Genomic DNA, 17,599 nt, shown 5'->3' with positions numbered 1-17,599 from the left:
CACGATGCCGACTGAAAACGGTCGTAAGCGGGAACCTTTCCGCTTCTGTTCGAGCTTGAATTTGACGTTGCTGACCGACCGTCGCGCCGCCGATCTGCACCAGCTTCTCGGGCACTTGCGCGTGGTGTCCGGCTCGGTCATCTACTTTCACACGCATCACTTCCTGGTGCAGCACCAATACGTATCGCCCGAGCCGCCGAACGATTTCGCCTTCTGGGTGACCCACGACCTCCAGGAGCCGCGTCTCGGGGAGGAACTGGCGGCCATCGACATGGTGCAGTTCCGCACGATCCGCGCCCTGCGCGAGAGGATCGTCGCGACGATCGAACGGTTTGTCGCCGGCGCGGCCGAGCACCGCGTGGCCCCGCCGGAGCGGGAGTTCCACTTCCGCGAATCGGTGTCTTTCGTCGTTCCGACCGGACACGTCGCCTCCAGTCCCGCGGAACTGGCGACCTGCATCGCGCAGGTAGGCTTCGGGGCGCTCATGTTCCATTTCTTCGATGCGCGCCTGCGTCTCGAACGCGGCGCCAACGACTTCTCGGAGTGGCTGGCGCGCGAGTGTGGGGAGACCGCGCTGGCGCACGCGATTGCCCGTCTCGATCCGTACACGTACACGTTGGACGGTCTGCGCCACCAGGTCGTCAGCCTGATTCGGGCAAGTCTGGCGAAGGAGGGCGGGCAATGACGACTACCCTCGATGCGTACGAGCCCTTTGTCGGCAGGGGCACCATTCACGAATTGCGCCTCCTCGCCGATCGACTCGCCGGCCGGCGGATTGTGACGGTCAACTCGACGGCGGTCGGCGGCGGCGTGGCGGAGATCCTCAGCCGCATGGTGCCGCTCTCGAACGAGCTGGGCGTGGATGTTCGCTGGGAAGTCATCAAGGGAGGCGAGGACTTCTTCGCGGTTACCAAGCGCATCCATAATGCGCTGCACGGCAGGACGGAATCGTTTGGGCCCCACGACGTGGAGGTCTTTCGGGAGACGACGCGGCAGAACCTGACCGCGATCGATCTCGATGCCGATGTGGTGTTTATCCACGATCCGCAACCCGCCGGTCTCATTACGGCGCGGCGGCCGGAGCGCGGGCACTGGGTGTGGCGCTGCCACGTCGACGTCTCCACGCCGCAGGCATCGGTCTGGGGGTTTCTGCGCGAGATGGTCGAACGGTACGACGCGGCAGTGTTTTCGGCGCCGCAGTTCTCGCGCGATCTGTCCGTGGCGCAGGTGATGATCGCCCCGTCGATCGATCCGTTGAGCGACAAGAACCGGGACTTGCCGGAGAGCGAAATCGACGCCGTCCTGGCCCGCCTCGGCGTCCCGCGCGACAAGCCGATCGTCACCCAGGTGTCGCGCTTCGATCGCCTGAAGGACCCGGTCGGCGTGATCCAGGCCTTCAAGCTCGCTCGCCGTTATAACGACTGCCGCCTGGTGCTGGCGGGCGGTAGCGCGACCGACGACCCGGAAGGCGCCGAGGTGCTGCAGAGCGTGCGGACCGCGGCGGAGCACGACACCGACATACACGTGCTGGAACTCCCGCCGACGGCCAACATCGAGATCAACGCTCTGCAACGGGCGTCGACCATCATTCTGCAGAAATCGCTGAAGGAAGGCTTCGGGCTTACCGTGAGCGAGGCATTGTGGAAAGCGAAGCCGGTGATCGCCGGCGCGGTCGGCGGCATTCCGCTGCAGATAACCCACCGCTACAGCGGCATACTCACGCACACGGTCGAAGGGACGGCCTTCTGGATCAAACAGCTTCTGAATGCGCCTGACTTCGCGCGCCGGTTAGGAGAGAACGGGCGCGAGCACGTGCGCGTGAACTACTTGCTGACCCGTCACCTGCGCGAGTACTTGCTGCTGTTTCTGTTCCTCGATCACAAGGGCGAGCGCATCGTGCGGCTCGATTGATGCCCGAGCGTCGCAGCGCTCCGCCGGGTCTCGGTCCTCGGCGCGGCTACGGTAACGCGGACATGAACGGCTACGACGACCCGGTAGAGTTGGCGATGCGCGTGGGAGGCGGGCCGCTGCTGTGTTGCGTCGACTTCGACGGCACGCTGGCGCCGATTGCGCCGACCCCCGATGCGGCGGCACCGCTACCCGGGGTTGCGACGGTTCTCTCCGAACTCGCCCTGCTGCCCCGGGTGCGGGTCGCCATCGTAACCGGGCGCACGGTGGAGGACATACGAACCCGACTGGAGGTCGCCAGCGCATATTACCTCGGCGTGCACGGCCTCGAGCGGCAGTGCCCCGGGGAGCCCCTGACCGTGCCGCTCGATCTGGACGCCGTCCGCACCGGCATTGCGGACATACGCCGGCGGCTGCTCGATCGGGTGGGGGGCCTGCGCGGCGTGCTGATCGAAGACAAAGGTCTGGCGCTGGCGTGCCACTATCGACTCGCCAGCGAGCGCGACGGCGATACGATGCGCGCGCTGGCGGAGGAGGAAGCGGAAGCCGCGCAGCGCGAGGGGCTGGCCCTGCGCGTCGTCTACGGTCACGAGGTGGTCGAGATCCGGCCGGAACGCGGCGACAAAGGCTCGGCCGTGCTGACTCTGCTCGAACCCGGGGAGGAAGCCGTTTACGTCGGCGACGACGAGACCGACGAGGACGCTTTTCGCCGTTTGCCGGCCGCTGCGGTGACGGTTCGCGTCGGGCCTTTGGAGAAGCCGACCTGGGCCCGCTGCCGACTCGAAGGCCCGGGAGCGGTCCTCACCTTTCTGTGCGCGCTGCTGGCCCGTCGCCGCGAAGTGGTGGTTTGAAGCCAGGTGCACCGGATTCGTCCGCGCGGCAGCGGCAGCTCACGTGAGGCGTGGCTCGATGGGAGTGATGGTGTCGCAGCGATCCTCGATGAGCTGCGCGGCCGCCAGGCAGTTATCTTCCCGGTAACGCCCACCGATGAGCTGTACAGCCTGCGGCAGACCGTCTGCGACCCCGACGGGAACCACAGCGACCGGCAGGCCGAGCAGGTTGCACGTCGTTACCAGCCGCATGCTGGTCATGATGTCGTTCATTCCGGCGGCGGTCAGATCGTAGCCTACCGGGAACGGCGGCTTGCAGCCGACCGGGCCGAGGACGACGTCGTAGCGCTCGAAAAAGAGCGCCCATTCGCGGGCTATGCGCGAGCGCCGGGAAAGGCCCTCCATGTAGGCCACCAGGTCGACGGGCGGGAAGCCGGCGAGCATGAATTCGATTACCGCCATTGCATCGGCAGAGACCATGGCCTGCGCGATCGGAACGATCAGCGTACGCGTTTCGGCGCCGAGCAGCATGCCCCACAGCTCATGCGCTTCGGCGACCGCCGGCGGGTCGATCGTTTCGACGACGGCGCCGGCGTCGCGCAGCAAATCGGCGGCCTTGCGCACGCCGGCGGCGATGGCGGCATCGCAACCGAGACCGCCCGGGTCGGCGGTGACGGCGATGCGCAGCGGCGCCCGCACGGCTCCCGGCGCCGGAGCGAGCGACCAGGGATCGTAAGGCGAGGCTCCTCCGGCGACAGCGAGGGCGAGCTGCAGATCGCGAACGTGCCGCGCGATCGGACCGTCGGTGAGAAACATGCGGAACGCGACCGGGACTTCCAGCGGTATGGTGGAATCGTAATGGGGCATCCGGCCCAGGGTGGGCCGCAGCGCCACCGTGCCGCAGCACTGCGAGGGCCAGCGTACCGAACCGCCGACGTCGTTGCCGATGCCGAGCGGACTCATGCCGGTGGCAATGGCCGCCGCCTCGCCGCCGCTGGAGCCGCCCGGTGTGCGCGTACGGTCCCACGGGTTGAGGGTCACGCCGTGCAGCGAGCTGTCGGTATGCCAGCGCAGGCCGAGGTCGGGCATGTTGGTCCGTGCAAACGGAATCGCGCCTGCGGCCCGGAGCCGCGCCACCAGCGGCGCGTCGCCGGCCGGTCGATCGTCCGCAAATGCCGGCATGCCCGACGTGGTGGCGGTGCCGGCAACGTCGATATTAACCTTCACGCTGATCGGCACGCCGTGCAGGGGACCGACGGCGTCGCCGTGGGCCAGTGCCGCATCGGCCGCATCTGCGGCCGCCCGAGCTTCGCCGGCCATGACCTCGGTAATCGCGTTGAGCCGCGGGTTCACCGCCGCAACCCGCGCCAGATGTCCTTCGAGCACCTCGCGGCTCGATACCTCCTTCTTCCGAATCGCCCCTACCAGATCCGCCGCACCACGTTGCCAGAGCTCGTCTGCCATGAATGTGCCTCCACGTAATGAGTTCGTCGTTCGTTATTCATTGCTTGTCGTTGGCGATCCTGGCAACAGCTTAGTAGTGATGGGCACAATTACGGCGACGTATTCCGTACGACGCTTCCCGTTCGCCCCGAGTAGCCCCGTTTTCTCAGGGGCGTATCGAGGGGCAGCCTGGCGAGCGGCTTTGCGGCCCCGCCCCTCGATACGCCGCCGAAAAGATGGCGCTACTCGGGACGAACGGAATACGTCGCCGGACTAATGAACCGGAGTACTTAGTCCTCTGGTTCATAAATTCGCCAACGTATTCTACATGCGACCCGCTCACCCTCATTTACGAATTCCGGGTTTGCGCGCACGGCGCGCCTCGGCTGGAGCCTCGCCCTCCCCATCTGAGTTCTTCGCGCCCGGCAAGCAATCCAGGACCTGGTAGCTCAGTCCCGCCGCCTCCAGCCCCCCGGTTCGTCCCGACCTTGCCTCTGCTGCCCGCGCCGCGGCATAACCGGCTGTCGCCGCAACAGTGGCGGCGGCGCCGGAGGTAATCGCATGACCGAAGACAAGCGGCGGATCTTCGACCTGGCCGAACGTCATGTTTGTCCCGGGCGGACCCGTACGTTTCAGGGCCTCGGGATCGATCTGGTCATCGGCCGCCGCGAGGGCTACCGCATCTGGGACCTCGACGGACGCGAGTTGCTCGACTTCCATCTCAACGGCGGGGTGTTCAACCTCGGACACCGCAATCCGGAGGTCGTGGAGTCGCTGCGCGCCGCGATGGACACGCTGGACATCGGCAATCATCACTTCCCCAGCGTGGCGCGGGCGGAGCTGGCGGCGGAGCTGGCCCGCCTGACGCCGGGCGATCTTCAGTACACGGTATTCGGCAGCGGTGGCGGGGAGGCCGTCGATCTGGCCATCAAGAGCGCGCGGCACGCCACTCGCCGTCGCACCATCGTGTCGATTCACGGCGGATACCACGGACACACCGGCCTGGCGCTCGGTGCCGGCGACGAGAAGTACGCGAACATGTTCCTGAGCGGCGGCGCCCCCGGCGACTTCGTCCACGTGCCGTTTAACGACCTCGATGCCATGGCGGCGGCGCTGGCGACGGGCGACGTGGCGGCGGTCATCATCGAAACGATTCCGGCGACGTACGGTTTTCCGATGCCGGTCGAGGGCTACCTGTCGGGCGTGAAGGATCTGTGTGCGCGTTACGGTTCGCTGTACATCGCCGACGAGGTGCAGACCGGTCTGGGGCGGACCGGGCGGCTCTGGGGCGTCGAGTGCTACGGCGTGGAGCCGGACATCCTGGTCACCAGCAAGGGCTTGTCGGGCGGGATGTATCCGATCGCGGCGACGGTCTTGAACTCCCGTGCGGCGGCGTGGCTGCAGGAGGACGGTTGGGCGCACGTTTCGACCTTCGGCGGCGCCGAGATCGGTTGTCGTGTCGCGCAAACGGTGCTGGAGATCACGACGCGGCCCGACACCGTCGACAACGTGCGGGCGATGTCGGAGTACCTGGGCGCGGGTCTGCACAGGATTCGGGAGCGCTTTCCCGACTGGCTCGTGGAGATCCGCCAGAAGGGTCTCATCTTCGGGCTGCGTTTTGCGCACCCCCAGGGCGGTATGCTGATGAGCAAGGCGCTCTACGATAGCGGCCTGTGGGCGATGTTTGCGGGTTACGACTGGTCGGTCTTGCAGTTCAAGGCGGGGCTGCTGATCGATCGCGCCTTCTGTGACGAAAGCCTGCGGCGTTTCACGGCCGGCGTCGAGCGCTGCCGGGCCGGCTTGACATGAGCACACTTGCTACCTCGCCGGCGCCGTCCCGGGTCGTCGATCTCCTACAGGAGTTCGAGGCCCGCCTCGATCCGGCGCGGCCGACAGTGGGTGGGGCACGCATCGTTGGCTACGGCGAGGTTTCCACGGTCTTTGCGGTGCCGAACCTCGAAGGCATGGTCTGCAAGCGCATGGCCGGTTTTCGCGACGACGGCAGGGCGGCCGCGTACGTCGACGTCGTCGCCCGGTACATCGGAGAACTCGGCGGGCTGGGGCTCGCCATCGTCGAGACCACGGCCGTCCCCGTGCACACCCCTGCCGGCGGGCCGGTCGTCTATCTTGTCCAGCCCTGCGTTCCCGCCGCCGAGCTGGGACATGGCGTGCTGCGCGATGCGTCCGAAGCGACGCTGCTCGCCTGCGTCGATCGCCTGTTGCCGTGGTTCCGGCGCATCCTGCTGGCCAACCGCGCACGCACCGACGGGTATACGGTGGCGGTCGATGGCCAGATCTCCAACTGGCAGTTCCCGCTTGCCGGCGGCATTCCGGGAGAGCCCGTGCTGCTCGACGTCGGGACCCCGTACTTGCGCCGGGACGGCATCGACGAAATCGACATCGAGCTCTTCCTGGCGCCGGCGCCGGCGCCGATCCGGCCGTTCTATCGCCGGTCGCGCGCCGTGCAGGCGTACATCGACGATTACTTCCGCCCGCACACTCTACTGCTCGACCTGCTCGGCAACTTCCACAAGGAGGGCCGTCCCGACCGGATTCCGCTGGTCCTGGAGCGGGTGAATGCGTGGCTGGGGAGCGAGGGTGCGGACCTCGGTGCCCGGCCTTTGGAACGTGGGGAGGTCGATCGTTACTACGAGAAGGACGCGAAGCTGCTGGAGCTGTACCTGAAGCTGCGGCGCCTCGACCGGTTCGTGCGCACGCGTCTCTTGCGGCAGCGCTACAACTTCATCCTGCCCGGCCCGGTGCGCCGCTGAGCGGAAGGGATGGGGACATGTTGAACCGGAGCCTGCGGCGTGCGGCGATGGTCGTGGCGATGTTGGTCGCGGCCGGCGGGGGATGCACCGGGAAGAAAGTGACGGTGGGTAGCGAATACGACCCGACGGCGCCCTTCTCGCTTTACCGGACTTACGGTTGGAAGGGCGATCCGCAGGTCGACTGCTACGGCCCGCGGTTGGACATCCCGTTGCTGCAGTGGCGCCTGCGCACCACGGTCGACGGCGATCTCAACGGCAAGGGATACGGACTCGACCCGTCGCGGCCGGACTTGCGCCTCAGTGTGCGATTGAAGTGTCAGCGCCGGACCACGGACAGCATCGGCGATTACATCGGTTACCGCGACACCGGCGGACGGCAGGGGCCGTCGGAAGCCTTCGTGCTCGGGTACGAGGAAGGGGTGTTCTTCGTGACGATAGACGACGCCGGCACGGGACAAATGGTCTGGCGGGGCACGGCGTCGGTGGTGATCGAGGATGGCTTCGACGACGACCGCATCGCCGAGGTAATGCGACAGCTACTGACGCATTTCCCCCGCGTCGGCGGTCGCATACCGGTGGCGGTGGAGGAGGGGGATTGAGGGTTTGGGGGCTTCGGGGCGAGGGGGTTTCCGGTCGGCCTCCGGGTGATCCGCCTGAAGAGACTGTCGATAAACTCCCGTTCACCCTTCGACGAGTTCAGGGTGAGCGCAGAAAAACCCAATGAAATCAATTCCACCACCGCTCAGGCTGAGCTTGTCGAAGCCGGGTTTGGCCGTTTATCGACAGACTCTGAACGCGGTTTCTCGCGGCCCATTGACAGTCCATGGCACCGGTAGGCCGGTGAGCGCATTTGTGAGATCGCCGAAGGCCGGCAGCGCCGGCAATTCCCCGGTTTTGCATTCACGAGTTCCCGGGCATCGTCACTCACCCGCCCATCTTCGCGTAGTCGACCGTTAACCAGCGCCGCGGGGTGATCCGGATGAGAACTTCGCCGGACCGGGCGCGCTCGGCGGCCGTCGACTGCACGTAGTAGTCGCCGACCTGCTCCCCGAGATAACGGTGGGCCACGCGCCGGACGAACGCGTCGTCGTCGAGCGGGACAATCGTCGTGGGACCCTCGACGGTGACGTACTTGTACGGCGGCGTCTCGGTTTGCACACACAGGCTCGCTTGTGCGGCGGCGCGAATGCACCCGGTCTTCTTGGCCTGCGCCCCGGTGGCGATGCAGATGTCGCCGCCCGGCTCGTAGGCGTACCATACCGGTACGGTCAGCGGCGGCCGATCCGGGCGCGCGACACTGAGCACGGCAACGTGAACGTCGGCAAGAAACGCTTCGCGCTCGGCTTTGCTCATGGAAAGCGACATCTGGTCCTCCTCTACACCGGGCTTCCTCTCCCCTCTACCTTACTGGCGCACCGCTTGTCTTTACCCGGGTCTTGTCTTGCCGGGCGCACCAGGGGCACGGCGTCGATGCGTCCCTACCTCGGGTCGCGGGCAGCCGCCGGCGCCGAGAATTCCCTCGCCAGGAGCCGGCTTGAAGGACACCTCGACCTGCGATGACGGTTCATGGACGTGAATCCGCGGGCAGCGAATGGCATGGCGTGCTAGAGTTGCCCTCTCATGGGCAAGGCGGAAACCTCGACAGCTTTCACCCCGCTGGCGGAGTCCGAGCCGGGGCCGCTGACACGCTTCGGATTCTGGGCCGGCTTTCTCGCCCGCCGGTTCTTCGTTCACGTGCGTGTCGATCCCGACGTGGTGGAGCACCTGCGCGGCCTCGCGGCGCGGGGCAGCCTCGTCTACGTCATGCGCTACCGCTCGCTGGTCGATTTCATGCTCGTCGCGTCCATCCTGCTCCGCGAGGGACTGCCGTTGCCGCACTTCGTCGCCGACTTGCAGACGGCATGGTTGCGTCCGTTGCGGGAGCTCATTGCCATCGTTCGCTCCCGTCTGCGGCATCGCGGTGCCCATGTGCACGCGGAACGCGCCGCGGTCGAACGACAGCGCTGCGGGCGTCTCGTCCGGCAGGGAAGGCCCGTACTGGTGTTCATGCGCAGCCGCTCCCGCAGCGTCGTCAAGGATGGTCTGCAGCGCGCCTGGACCGGCCCGACGCCCGCCGGGGTCAACTACCTGCGCGAAGTCATGGAGGCGGGGGCGGCCGGCGGCGGGAACGTGTTTCTGGTGCCGATCGCGGTGCTCCGCGGGCGCGGTTTCCGGCGCAAGGACGCCCGTCTGCCGGCGCTCTTCTACAGCGTGCAGGAGTTCCCCGGCGAGATGAAGCGTCTTCTGTCGCTGCTGTGGAACGCGCACGAAACCGGCATTACCGTCGGCAAGCAGATCGATGTGCAGGAATGGACGCGGCGCTATGCCGCCGAGGGGCCGGACCGTCTGCTGCGCCGGGTGGCGCGCGCGCTGCAGATCTTTCTGTATCGCGAGGAACGCGTGGTCTGGGGACCGGCGCTGTTGCCGCGGGAAACGGTGCGCCGCATCGTCTTGCAGGACCGCGAGCTGGCGGCGATCGTGCACCTCAGGGCCGGCGAAGTGCGCGAGCCCGAGTCCCGCCTGTGGCGTCAGGCGGAACGATACTTCGACGAGATCGCCGCCAACTTCAGCGGCGGCTACTTCGCGCTGATCGAACTGCTGTTCGACCGCCTATGGCCGCGCATCTTCCATGGCCTCGAGTATCGCGGGATCGAGAAGGTCGTAGAGTGCGTCAAGCAGGGTCCCGTCGTACTGGTGCCCTGTCACCGCAGCCACTTCGACTACCTCGTGCTCTCGTACCTGTTCCACCGCAACTACTTGAGTCCGCCGCACATTTTCGCGGGCATCAACCTCTCGTTCTGGCCGCTCGGTCCGCTGTTTCGGGGTGCCGGAGCTTACTTCGTGCGGCGCTCGTTCGAGGGCAACGAACTCTATCGGGCGGTGTTTCGCAGCTACATCACCTTTCTCGTCCGGCAGGGTTACACGCAGGAGTTCTTCATCGAAGGCGGACGGAGCCGGACCGGGAAGATATTGACGCCGAAGCTGGGGATGCTCGGCACGATCGTCGACGCCTTCGTCAGCGGGGCCCGTTACGACCTCTACTTCGTCCCGGTGTCGATTCAGTACGAGCGGGTCGTCGAGGAAGAAGCTTATCAGCGCGAACTGGTCGGGGAGACGAAAAAGAAGGAAACCCTCTTCGGACTCCTCGAGGCACGCAAGATTCTCCACAAGAAGCGCGGTGCGGTGCACGTGTCGTTTGCAGACCCGATCTCTTTGCGCGAGGCGATGGGCGACCGACTGGAGCGGTTCCAGAAAGGTGCGCACGATCCGGCAATCGCGGAAGAGCAGCGCCGCTTCACGCAGAAGCTGGGATTCCGGTTGTTGCGCGACGTCAATTCGGTCGCGGTGGTCGGCCCGACGCCGTTGGCCGCCAGCGTCTTGCTCAATTCGACCCACACCGCGTGGCGCTATCCGCATTTCCTCGCGACGGTGCAGCTCCTGCTGCGCTTTCTGCGGCACGTCGACGCGCCGACCACGGCGGGACTGGAGCGGGACGCGGCTACCTGCAAGGACACGCTGACATTCCTCGAATACTCCGGCCTGGTGCGCTGGGTCCAGATCGACGACGGCATCGTCGAGGTACCGGCGGAGAAGCGGCTGAGCCTGAACTTCTACAAGAACAACACGATCCACTTCTTTTTGTTCGCGGCACTGGTCGCCAGCGCGCTGCGCAAGGGGTTGCGCGGGCAGGCCCTGCGCGAAGACGTCGAGTGGTGGCTGGATCTGTATCGCTGGGAGTTCGCCCTGCCCGAGCGACCGACCATCGGCGCCGAGCTCGACCGGGTGCTGGCGTACTTTCACACCGAAGGCGCCGTCGACGGCGGGAGTGCGGACCGCGCCCATCCGCTCGTGCGGGCAACCGCGCATCTGCTCGACAATTTCTGCGAGGCGTACTGGGTAGCGACGCTGACCGTGGCGCAGATCAAGGCCGATGCGGCCGTGCCGTACAAGCAGTTAGTCGAGGCAACCGGTAAGCGGTTCGCCGCTTATGTCGCCCTCGGCGACGTGGGACGGCCGGAGGGCAACTCCAACGTGACCATCGGCAACGCTTTGAGTCGGCTCGCGGAGATCGGCGCCATCGTCATCGTCAAGGCCCCGAAAGGCCGCGACCGCCTGGTGCGGCGAGGTCCCGGCTTTGCGGAACTCGCCGTCCTCGAAGCCCGCCTCGCCGCCCACCTCGAGCGGCCGTCGCGCTTTCCGGGTTGAATCGCCGGAGGACGCTCCGTAGGATCGAACCGTGGCGGTGGGACGAGACGCGGTGACCTGAAGAGGCTTCCGGTCGACGGGAGCGCGACATAGTGAGGGCCGTCTCGATGAGCCAGTTCGTCAGTGCCGGTGAGGCCGCGTCCCGTATGCCGCCGCGGGCGTACAGGGGGCGCCCCGGGCTGCTGCTTGCGGCGATCGTTCTGGTCGGCACGGCTTGTCGCGGCGGTGCCCCGCCGGACATCGAGGTGGAAGTTCGCAGCGTCGGCTTCGACACCGCCTCGCAGTCCCCGGTCGTGCTGCTGCAGGACGCCGATCGCAAGCACGCCTTGCCCATTTGGATCGGTCCACTCGAAGCCCAATCCATTGCCATGCAGATCGAGGGCATCAGTCCGCCCCGTCCGATGACGCACGATCTCGTGAAGACGATCCTCGAGTCCGCCGGCGTTGGGGTTCGCAAGGTCGTCATCAACGATCTCAAGGGCAGTACGTACTACGCGCGCATCTACCTGGAGGCCAACGGCAAGGATTTCGACATCGACAGCCGGCCGAGCGACGCCATCGCCCTGGCCGTGCGGGTACAGCGGCCGATCTTCGTGGCCAACGGCCTGCTAACCGGAGACCGTGCGATCGACCTGCGTCAGGAGGCCGCCGCCGAGACCAGCGTGCACTTCGGCGGCGTGACCGTGCAGAATCTCACGACCGACCTTGCCGATCATTTCGAGCTACCCGCCGGGAGCGGCGTCATCGTGGCCGCCGTCGACGGGGAGGAGGTTCCGGGCGGCCTGCGGCGCGGCGACGTGATCCTGGCGATCGACGGCGAGGCAGTGGGCGGCGTGGGCGATTTTGGCGCCAAGCTGCGGGCTCGCGAAGGGGAAGACCCCGCCGTCCTCTCGGTGCAGCGCGGGAGCGCCCGCCTCGAGGTGGAACTCTCCGTCCCCGCGAGTTGAACTCGATCCGAAGGACCGATTGCGGACCCCGGGTTGCCGGGTACGTTGCCCGCCGGCGCCTTTTCGGGCATATCCGAACGGTTGGTTGCCGGCGGGGCGCATCGCCGCTTGAATCGTCGTGACGGCCGCGCGCGCAAGAACCCGTTGAGGGAAATCCATGGGACGCAGAAGATCGAACACCGAGCATGTGGAGGGGGCGGCGTTTCTGGGAGCAGATTCCGCGCTTTCGGTTCCGTGTCCGGCTGCGGCGGTCGAAAGCGACGCTCGACCGGCGACACGGCCGCGGCCGCGCCTCCGACTGCTCGATTACGTAGAGCTGACCAAGCCCCGGGTCGTCTTGATGGTCCTCATCACCACGGTGGTGGGCTTTTACCTTGGCAGCGACGCAGCCACCAACCCCCTGTTGCTCTTACCGACCCTTGCCGGCACCGCTCTGGCCGCGGCGGGCACGCTGGCGTTGAACCAGTTCCTGGAACGCGACACCGATGCGCTGATGGAGCGTACGCGCCGGCGCCCGCTTCCCGACGGGCGCTTACTGCCGATGGAGGCTGCCTGCTTCGGCGTCTTGCTGACGGCAGCCGGAATCGGATGTCTCTGGCTGGCCGTCAACGCCCTGAGTGCGGCGGTCACCGCGACGATCTCGCTGACCTACCTTTTCCTCTACACGCCGCTGAAGCGCTACACGCCGTTTTGCAGCGTGGTCGGGGCGGTACCGGGTGCGCTGCCGCCGGTGATCGGGTGGACCGCCACACGCGACGGTTTGGGGATCGAGGCCGGTGTCCTTTTCTCGATCCTGTTTCTCTGGCAACTCCCGCACTCGCTGGCGATTGCGCGGCTTTACCGCGACGACTACGCCCGCGGCGGCATTCGTCTCCTCCCGGTCGTCGAGGAAGACGCGCGCAGCACCGGTATACAGATCGTCTCCAACTGTCTGGCCTTGCTGGCGGTCGGGCTGCTGCCGAGCGCGGTGGGCCTGGCGGGTCCCGCGTACCTGCCGATAGCCTTCGTCCTGGGCGCCGTCTTCCTCGGTTACGGAGTCTCGTTCGCCCGCACCCGCACCGTGCCCGCCGCCCGGCAACTGCTGGTGGCGTCGTTGATCTACCTGCCGGCGCTACTCTTCGTGATGGCGCTCGACAAGGCAGTCGGCTCGTTGCTGTTCGGATGACCCGCAGGTGGCCTGCACGCGGTGGGCCCGTGAGCCGAGGCGGCCCGGACCCGGGGCGTTGACGGTCATGCGCGAGGCACCGGCGTACAGGCGGGGTCGCCGACCCGTCCCGCACCGTTTGACGGTGATTCCGGGAGGGCGGAACCGGGCGGGTCAGAGACCCGTCGCGCCACAGCCGGGCCGCCGACCGCCGCCGCTGGTGGTCCTCTTCCTCGGTGTCGAGACCTTCGTATTCCTCGGCCTGCTGACGATTGCGCTGGCCTTGCGCGCCGCGGCCGCGTACTGGCCGCCGGCCAGCCTGCCGCCGCTGCCCGTGATGACCACCTGGGTACACACCGGCATCCTGCTCTTCAGTGCGGTGACCATGCGCCGCGCGATGGCGGCGGCCGACAGCGGCCGGCGTTTCGACATCGAGACCGGTCTGGCGGCGACGGCGCTGTTGGGTTTTGCATTCGTGGCCGGACAGTCGGCCGAGTTGGTGTGGATGTTCTCGGCGGGTTTCGCCCCGGCGTCGGGTGGGTACACGGCAACGTTCCTCGTCCTGGTTGCCGGGGTCGGTGCGCACGTGCTCTGCGGGGTCTTCTGGATCGTGGCGGCGACGACCGGTGTCGTCATGGGCGGGCGCACCATACCGGTCAGCGGTTTCGTCCGCAGTTGCGCCATCTTCTGGTACTACGGGTGCGGATTGTGGGTTCCCGTGTTCGCTCTTCTCTATCTGCTGTAATGGCAAGCCGAACCCCGATTCGCAGCGGAGCGGCGGTCGTGGTCGCAATCGCCGTGCTGCTCGCTGCCTGTCGCGAAGCCGGGACTGACCGGACCGGTGCGACGCTGGACAGGCTGGGCACCGTACCGCCGTTCGCGCTGGTCGGTGCCGACGGGCGTGCGATCGGCGAACGCGACCTCGCCGGGCGCGTCTGGGTGGCGGACTTCATCTTCACGCGCTGCGGAGGCATCTGCCCGGTGCTGACGAACCAAATGAAGCGCGTGCAGACGGCGCTCGATCGCGCCGGGATGCACGACGTCGGGCTGGTATCGTTCAGTGTCGACCCGCTCCACGATACGCCGGCAGTGTTGCGCGAATACGCTGCCCGCTTCGGAGCGGACACTGGCCGCTGGCGGTTTGTGACCGGGGACCGGGCGGCGCTTTATGCGCTCGTTCAGGACGGCTTTCGTTTGGCCGTGGAACCTCAGCCGGAGGGTCAGGAACCGGCGGCCGGGGAGCTCATTACCCACAGCGACCGGTTCGTGCTCGTCGACTCCGCACTTCAGATCCGCGGCTACTACCACGGCACGGAGGCAACCGACGTCGATCGCCTGCTCGCCGACATTTCGATCTTGCGTGGAGGATCGGCGTCGTGAGCGTGTTGGACCTGCCCTTGCTCAACGCGTTGCTCAACACGACCAGCGCCGTGCTGCTCGGTCTCGGCTACGTGTCGATTCGGAGGAAAGCGGTGGCGGCACATCGGTTCTGCATGATGGCGGCATTCGCGGTATCGGTGGCGTTTCTGATTTCCTATCTCGCTTACCACAGCGTCGCCGGCAGCGTGCGCTTCCCGGGTACGGGCGCGATTCGCATCGTGTACTTGACGATTCTCGCTTCGCATACGGTGCTGGCGGCGTTGGTCCCGCCACTGGCCTTGCTCGCGCTCTACCGCGCCGCGCGCGGGCGCTTCGTCGAGCACCGCCGCATCGCGCGCTGGGCTTTGCCGGTATGGCTTTATGTTTCCGTAACCGGCGTGGCGATTTACGTGCTGCTCTACCGGGTCTACGGCGCGCGCGCCGTCTTGTCCTGAAGCGGAAGTCTGCGCACGGCGAGCAAGCGAGGGAACCGACAGCGGGGAGAACCCGCGCTCGCAAGCTGCCGCTTTGCCGGTGCGGGGGCGTCTGCTACCTTGCCGCTTCTCATGAACCAGCTCGACGAGACGACCCGCAAGCTACCGCCGCAGAGCATCGAGGCTGAGGAGGCGGTGCTCGGAGGCGTACTCCTCGACAACACGGCCATCGATCGCGCCCTCGAGCTGGTTAGCCCTGAGGAGTTCTACCGCGAGTCGCACCGCCGCATCATGCGCGCGATGGTCGAGCTGAACCAGCGCGGCGAGCCGGTCGATCTCATCACGCTCACCGACGTCCTCAAGGCGCGCTCCGAACTCGCCGACATTGGCGGTGCCGCCTATCTCGCCGAGCTCGTGGACAAAGTTCCCACCGCCGCCAATACCGCCTACTACGCGCGCATCGTTCGGCAAAAGGCGATCCTGCGCAGCCTGATTCAGACCGCCACCGAAATCGCGATGGCCGGCTACGAATCGGGGGCCGACGTCGACCAGTTCCTCGACGAAGCCGAGCACAAGATCTTCGCCATCTCCGAACGCAAAGTACGGCCGACGTTCTTCCGCATCCGCGACATAATGGTCGACTCGATGAAAGCCATCGAGCAGCTCTACGAACGCAAGGAGCTGGTGACCGGCGTGCCGTCCGGGTTCATCGACCTCGACCGGATGACCGCGGGTTTGCAGCCGTCGGACCTGATCATCGTGGCGGGGCGTCCGAGCATGGGCAAGACGGCTTTTGCCCTGAACATCGCCGAGTACGCGGCGGTGCAGTCGAAGATCGGTGTGGCGATCTTTTCGCTGGAGATGTCGAAGGAGCAGCTCGTTCTTCGCCTGCTGTGCTCTCAGGCCCGGGTCGATCAATCGAGGGTGCGCGCCGGCCTCGCGGCCGAGCAGGATTTTCCCCGGCTTGCTCTGGCGGCCAGTCGGCTCGCCGACTCGCCGATTTATATCGACGACACGCCGGCCCTCAGCGTGCTCGAACTGCGCGCCAAGGCGCGCCGCCTGAAGCGCGACCGCGACGCCAACCTCGGCCTGATCGTCGTCGACTATCTGCAGCTCATGCGCGGTCACGACAGCGACAGCCGCGAGCAGGAGATATCCAGCATCTCGCGTGCGCTGAAGGCGTTGGCGAAGGAACTCAACGTCCCGGTTGTGGCGTTGTCGCAGCTCAATCGTCAGGTGGAGACCCGTGCCGACAAGCGGCCGGTGATGGCCGACCTGCGCGAATCGGGCGCCATAGAACAGGACGCCGACGTCATCGCTTTCCTGTTCCGGCCGATCGTTTACGACAAGGGCGCCGAGGACCGTGCCGCCGAAGTGATCGTCGGCAAGCAACGCAACGGACCCACCGGCACCGTGGCCCTCACCTTCATGTCCGAGTACACGCGTTTCGAGAACCGCACCGAGGAAGAGGTGAGCTTCGGGGAGGCGGGGGATCTGTAACGGGCGGGCGAAGCCCGCACTGAGACCGGTGGAAGCCGCCTCTAGCGGGCCTCCGCCCAGATGAAGCCGCGCACTTCGCCGTCCTCGAATCCCACCGCCTCGTCGGCAGGATACGCCTCGGCCAGCGCCGCCCTCACCGCGGGATCGATCCGATCGCGCGGACCGTGGCAGGCAACGCACAGCGGCTGCATGGGGATGGGCCGCAAGACGCCGACCCGTCCCTTCCCGAGGTCGACGACCCGCGCCGGGACGGCCCCGGCCTTCCGGCCTGCGGCGGCGGCAACGAAAGGCTGCGCCCAGGGGCGCGGCGCGTTCTTCGGATTGCGCAGCCGGAAGCTGGTGCGCCCGATCTCCACCCCGAATTCCTTGCCGGCCGCCGCCGCGAGCGCCGGCGCGTCGGCTTTACAGACCCGAATCGCCGCTGCCGGCCCGCCCTCGTTCAGCGCGGCGGTCAGCATCTGCAACAACCGCGGCTGAAGTTGCGTCATTGCCTGGGTGGCCCGCGCCGCCGCCGGCTGAAGGGCGGCCGGCACGGTATCCGGGGAGTAGCTGGCGGGTTCGCCGGCCCCGGCGCCGCTCGAAAGCACGAGGGTCAGAGTGAACGCAAACCATGCACGCATCGCATTCCCTCCCGCGCGTATGCGGTGGCCTCTGGCACCGCGGTTTCCTTTGTGGAATCGTATGGCGAGTTCATTATGTCTCACGGAGGTCACATGGTAACCGATCGGCGTCGATTCATCACCGCGTTGCTGGCCGGTGCGGCCCTCGCGATTCCGGGTCTCGGCCGCGCCCAGAGCCAGCCGCCCAGCGGGAACGCGGGTACTAGACTTATCCTTAGCGTTCCCGGCATGACCTGACCATCGAGCTGCTCGGCGCGCGTCCGCGGCGCCCTGCAATCCGTACCGGGGGTACGGACCGTTACCACAGATTTCGCCAAGAAAGAGGCTTACGTCGTTTGCGATCAGACCGCCAGCAAGACCTCGATGATCGAGGCCCTGAAAAAGGTCGGCTACGAAGC

At 66.8% G+C, this 17,599-nt stretch carries 16 protein-coding genes; 13 read left to right on the top strand and 3 right to left on the bottom strand.

Translation table 11 applies throughout. The features are described from left to right. Positions 1-4 precede the first annotated feature (4 nt). The 3 genes from L6Q96_15550 to otsB are packed head-to-tail and all read left to right on the top strand — an operon-like array spanning position 5 to position 2,759. Entirely contained in the window at positions 5-685 is a 681-nt protein-coding gene (locus L6Q96_15550; protein MCK6555971.1) for a DUF5752 family protein, read from the top strand. Then, positions 682-1,911, top strand: a complete 1,230-nt coding sequence (locus tag L6Q96_15545) for a glycosyltransferase (protein ID MCK6555970.1) — start codon at positions 682-684, stop codon at positions 1,909-1,911. Before L6Q96_15550 ends, L6Q96_15545 begins: the two co-directional genes overlap by 4 nt. Further along, the gene (gene otsB, locus L6Q96_15540) at positions 1,911-2,759 is read left to right on the top strand and encodes a trehalose-phosphatase (GenBank protein ID MCK6555969.1); all 849 of its coding nucleotides are present in this window, start codon (positions 1,911-1,913) and stop codon (positions 2,757-2,759) included. Before L6Q96_15545 ends, otsB begins: the two co-directional genes overlap by 1 nt. Before the next feature lie 39 nt (positions 2,760-2,798). Here otsB and L6Q96_15535 read toward each other — a convergent pair whose 3' ends face one another. Then, positions 2,799-4,202: a hypothetical protein gene (locus L6Q96_15535; GenBank protein MCK6555968.1), complete on the bottom strand. Its 1,404-nt coding sequence runs from the start codon at positions 4,200-4,202 to the stop codon at positions 2,799-2,801. A gap of 540 nt (positions 4,203-4,742) precedes the next feature. Between L6Q96_15535 and L6Q96_15530 the strand changes: the two genes are divergently transcribed. Genes L6Q96_15530 through L6Q96_15520 form a run of 3 tightly spaced genes read left to right on the top strand, consistent with a single transcriptional unit; the run spans position 4,743 to position 7,551 of the window. Next, a complete protein-coding gene (locus L6Q96_15530) occupies positions 4,743-5,990 on the top strand; it encodes an aminotransferase class III-fold pyridoxal phosphate-dependent enzyme (protein ID MCK6555967.1) in 1,248 nt (415 codons plus the stop codon). After that, positions 5,987-6,952, top strand: coding sequence for a DUF6206 family protein (locus L6Q96_15525; GenBank protein MCK6555966.1), 966 nt, complete (start codon positions 5,987-5,989; stop codon positions 6,950-6,952). Before L6Q96_15530 ends, L6Q96_15525 begins: the two co-directional genes overlap by 4 nt. A 17-nt stretch (positions 6,953-6,969) precedes the next feature. Then, positions 6,970-7,551, top strand: a complete 582-nt coding sequence (locus L6Q96_15520; GenBank protein ID MCK6555965.1) for a DUF4136 domain-containing protein — start codon at positions 6,970-6,972, stop codon at positions 7,549-7,551. A gap of 325 nt (positions 7,552-7,876) precedes the next feature. Here L6Q96_15520 and L6Q96_15515 read toward each other — a convergent pair whose 3' ends face one another. Beyond that, positions 7,877-8,317 carry a TIGR03618 family F420-dependent PPOX class oxidoreductase gene (locus L6Q96_15515; protein ID MCK6555964.1) on the bottom strand — a complete coding sequence of 147 codons (441 nt, stop codon included), beginning with the start codon at positions 8,315-8,317 and terminating at the stop codon, positions 7,877-7,879. Between the two features lie 255 nt (positions 8,318-8,572). Here L6Q96_15515 and L6Q96_15510 point away from each other — a divergent pair, with 255 nt between their 5' ends. From L6Q96_15510 to dnaB, 7 genes are all read left to right on the top strand, one after another. Next, positions 8,573-11,197: a 1-acyl-sn-glycerol-3-phosphate acyltransferase gene (locus L6Q96_15510; protein ID MCK6555963.1), complete on the top strand. Its 2,625-nt coding sequence runs from the start codon at positions 8,573-8,575 to the stop codon at positions 11,195-11,197. Between the two features lie 107 nt (positions 11,198-11,304). Continuing rightward, positions 11,305-12,144, top strand: a complete 840-nt coding sequence (locus L6Q96_15505; protein MCK6555962.1) for a DUF151 domain-containing protein — start codon at positions 11,305-11,307, stop codon at positions 12,142-12,144. Positions 12,145-12,301: 157 nt separating this feature from the next. Next, positions 12,302-13,309 (top strand): heme o synthase, encoded by a 1,008-nt coding sequence (gene cyoE, locus L6Q96_15500; protein MCK6555961.1) that lies wholly within the window; start codon positions 12,302-12,304, stop codon positions 13,307-13,309. A gap of 199 nt (positions 13,310-13,508) precedes the next feature. Beyond that, positions 13,509-14,033 carry a cytochrome c oxidase subunit 3 gene (locus L6Q96_15495; protein ID MCK6555960.1) on the top strand — a complete coding sequence of 175 codons (525 nt, stop codon included), beginning with the start codon at positions 13,509-13,511 and terminating at the stop codon, positions 14,031-14,033. 38 nt (positions 14,034-14,071) lie between these two features. After that, positions 14,072-14,668 (top strand): SCO family protein, encoded by a 597-nt coding sequence (locus tag L6Q96_15490; protein MCK6555959.1) that lies wholly within the window; start codon positions 14,072-14,074, stop codon positions 14,666-14,668. Next, entirely contained in the window at positions 14,665-15,102 is a 438-nt protein-coding gene (locus tag L6Q96_15485; GenBank protein ID MCK6555958.1) for a DUF420 domain-containing protein, read from the top strand. Before L6Q96_15490 ends, L6Q96_15485 begins: the two co-directional genes overlap by 4 nt. A 111-nt stretch (positions 15,103-15,213) precedes the next feature. Then, positions 15,214-16,581, top strand: a complete 1,368-nt coding sequence (gene dnaB / locus L6Q96_15480) for a replicative DNA helicase (protein ID MCK6555957.1) — start codon at positions 15,214-15,216, stop codon at positions 16,579-16,581. Positions 16,582-16,622: 41 nt separating this feature from the next. On the opposite strand, the gene L6Q96_15475 is transcribed toward dnaB, so the two are convergent. After that, on the bottom strand, positions 16,623-17,201 hold the full coding sequence (locus tag L6Q96_15475) for a DUF3365 domain-containing protein (GenBank protein ID MCK6555956.1): 579 nt from the start codon (positions 17,199-17,201) through the stop codon (positions 16,623-16,625). Between the last annotated feature and the right edge of the window lie 398 nt (positions 17,202-17,599).

Source organism: Candidatus Binatia bacterium, assembly GCA_023150935.1.
Lineage (GTDB): Bacteria > Desulfobacterota > Binatia > HRBIN30 > HRBIN30 > JAKLJW01.
Note: the sequence above shows the minus strand (reverse complement) of the source record. Positions and strands in the feature narration are given on the sequence as shown.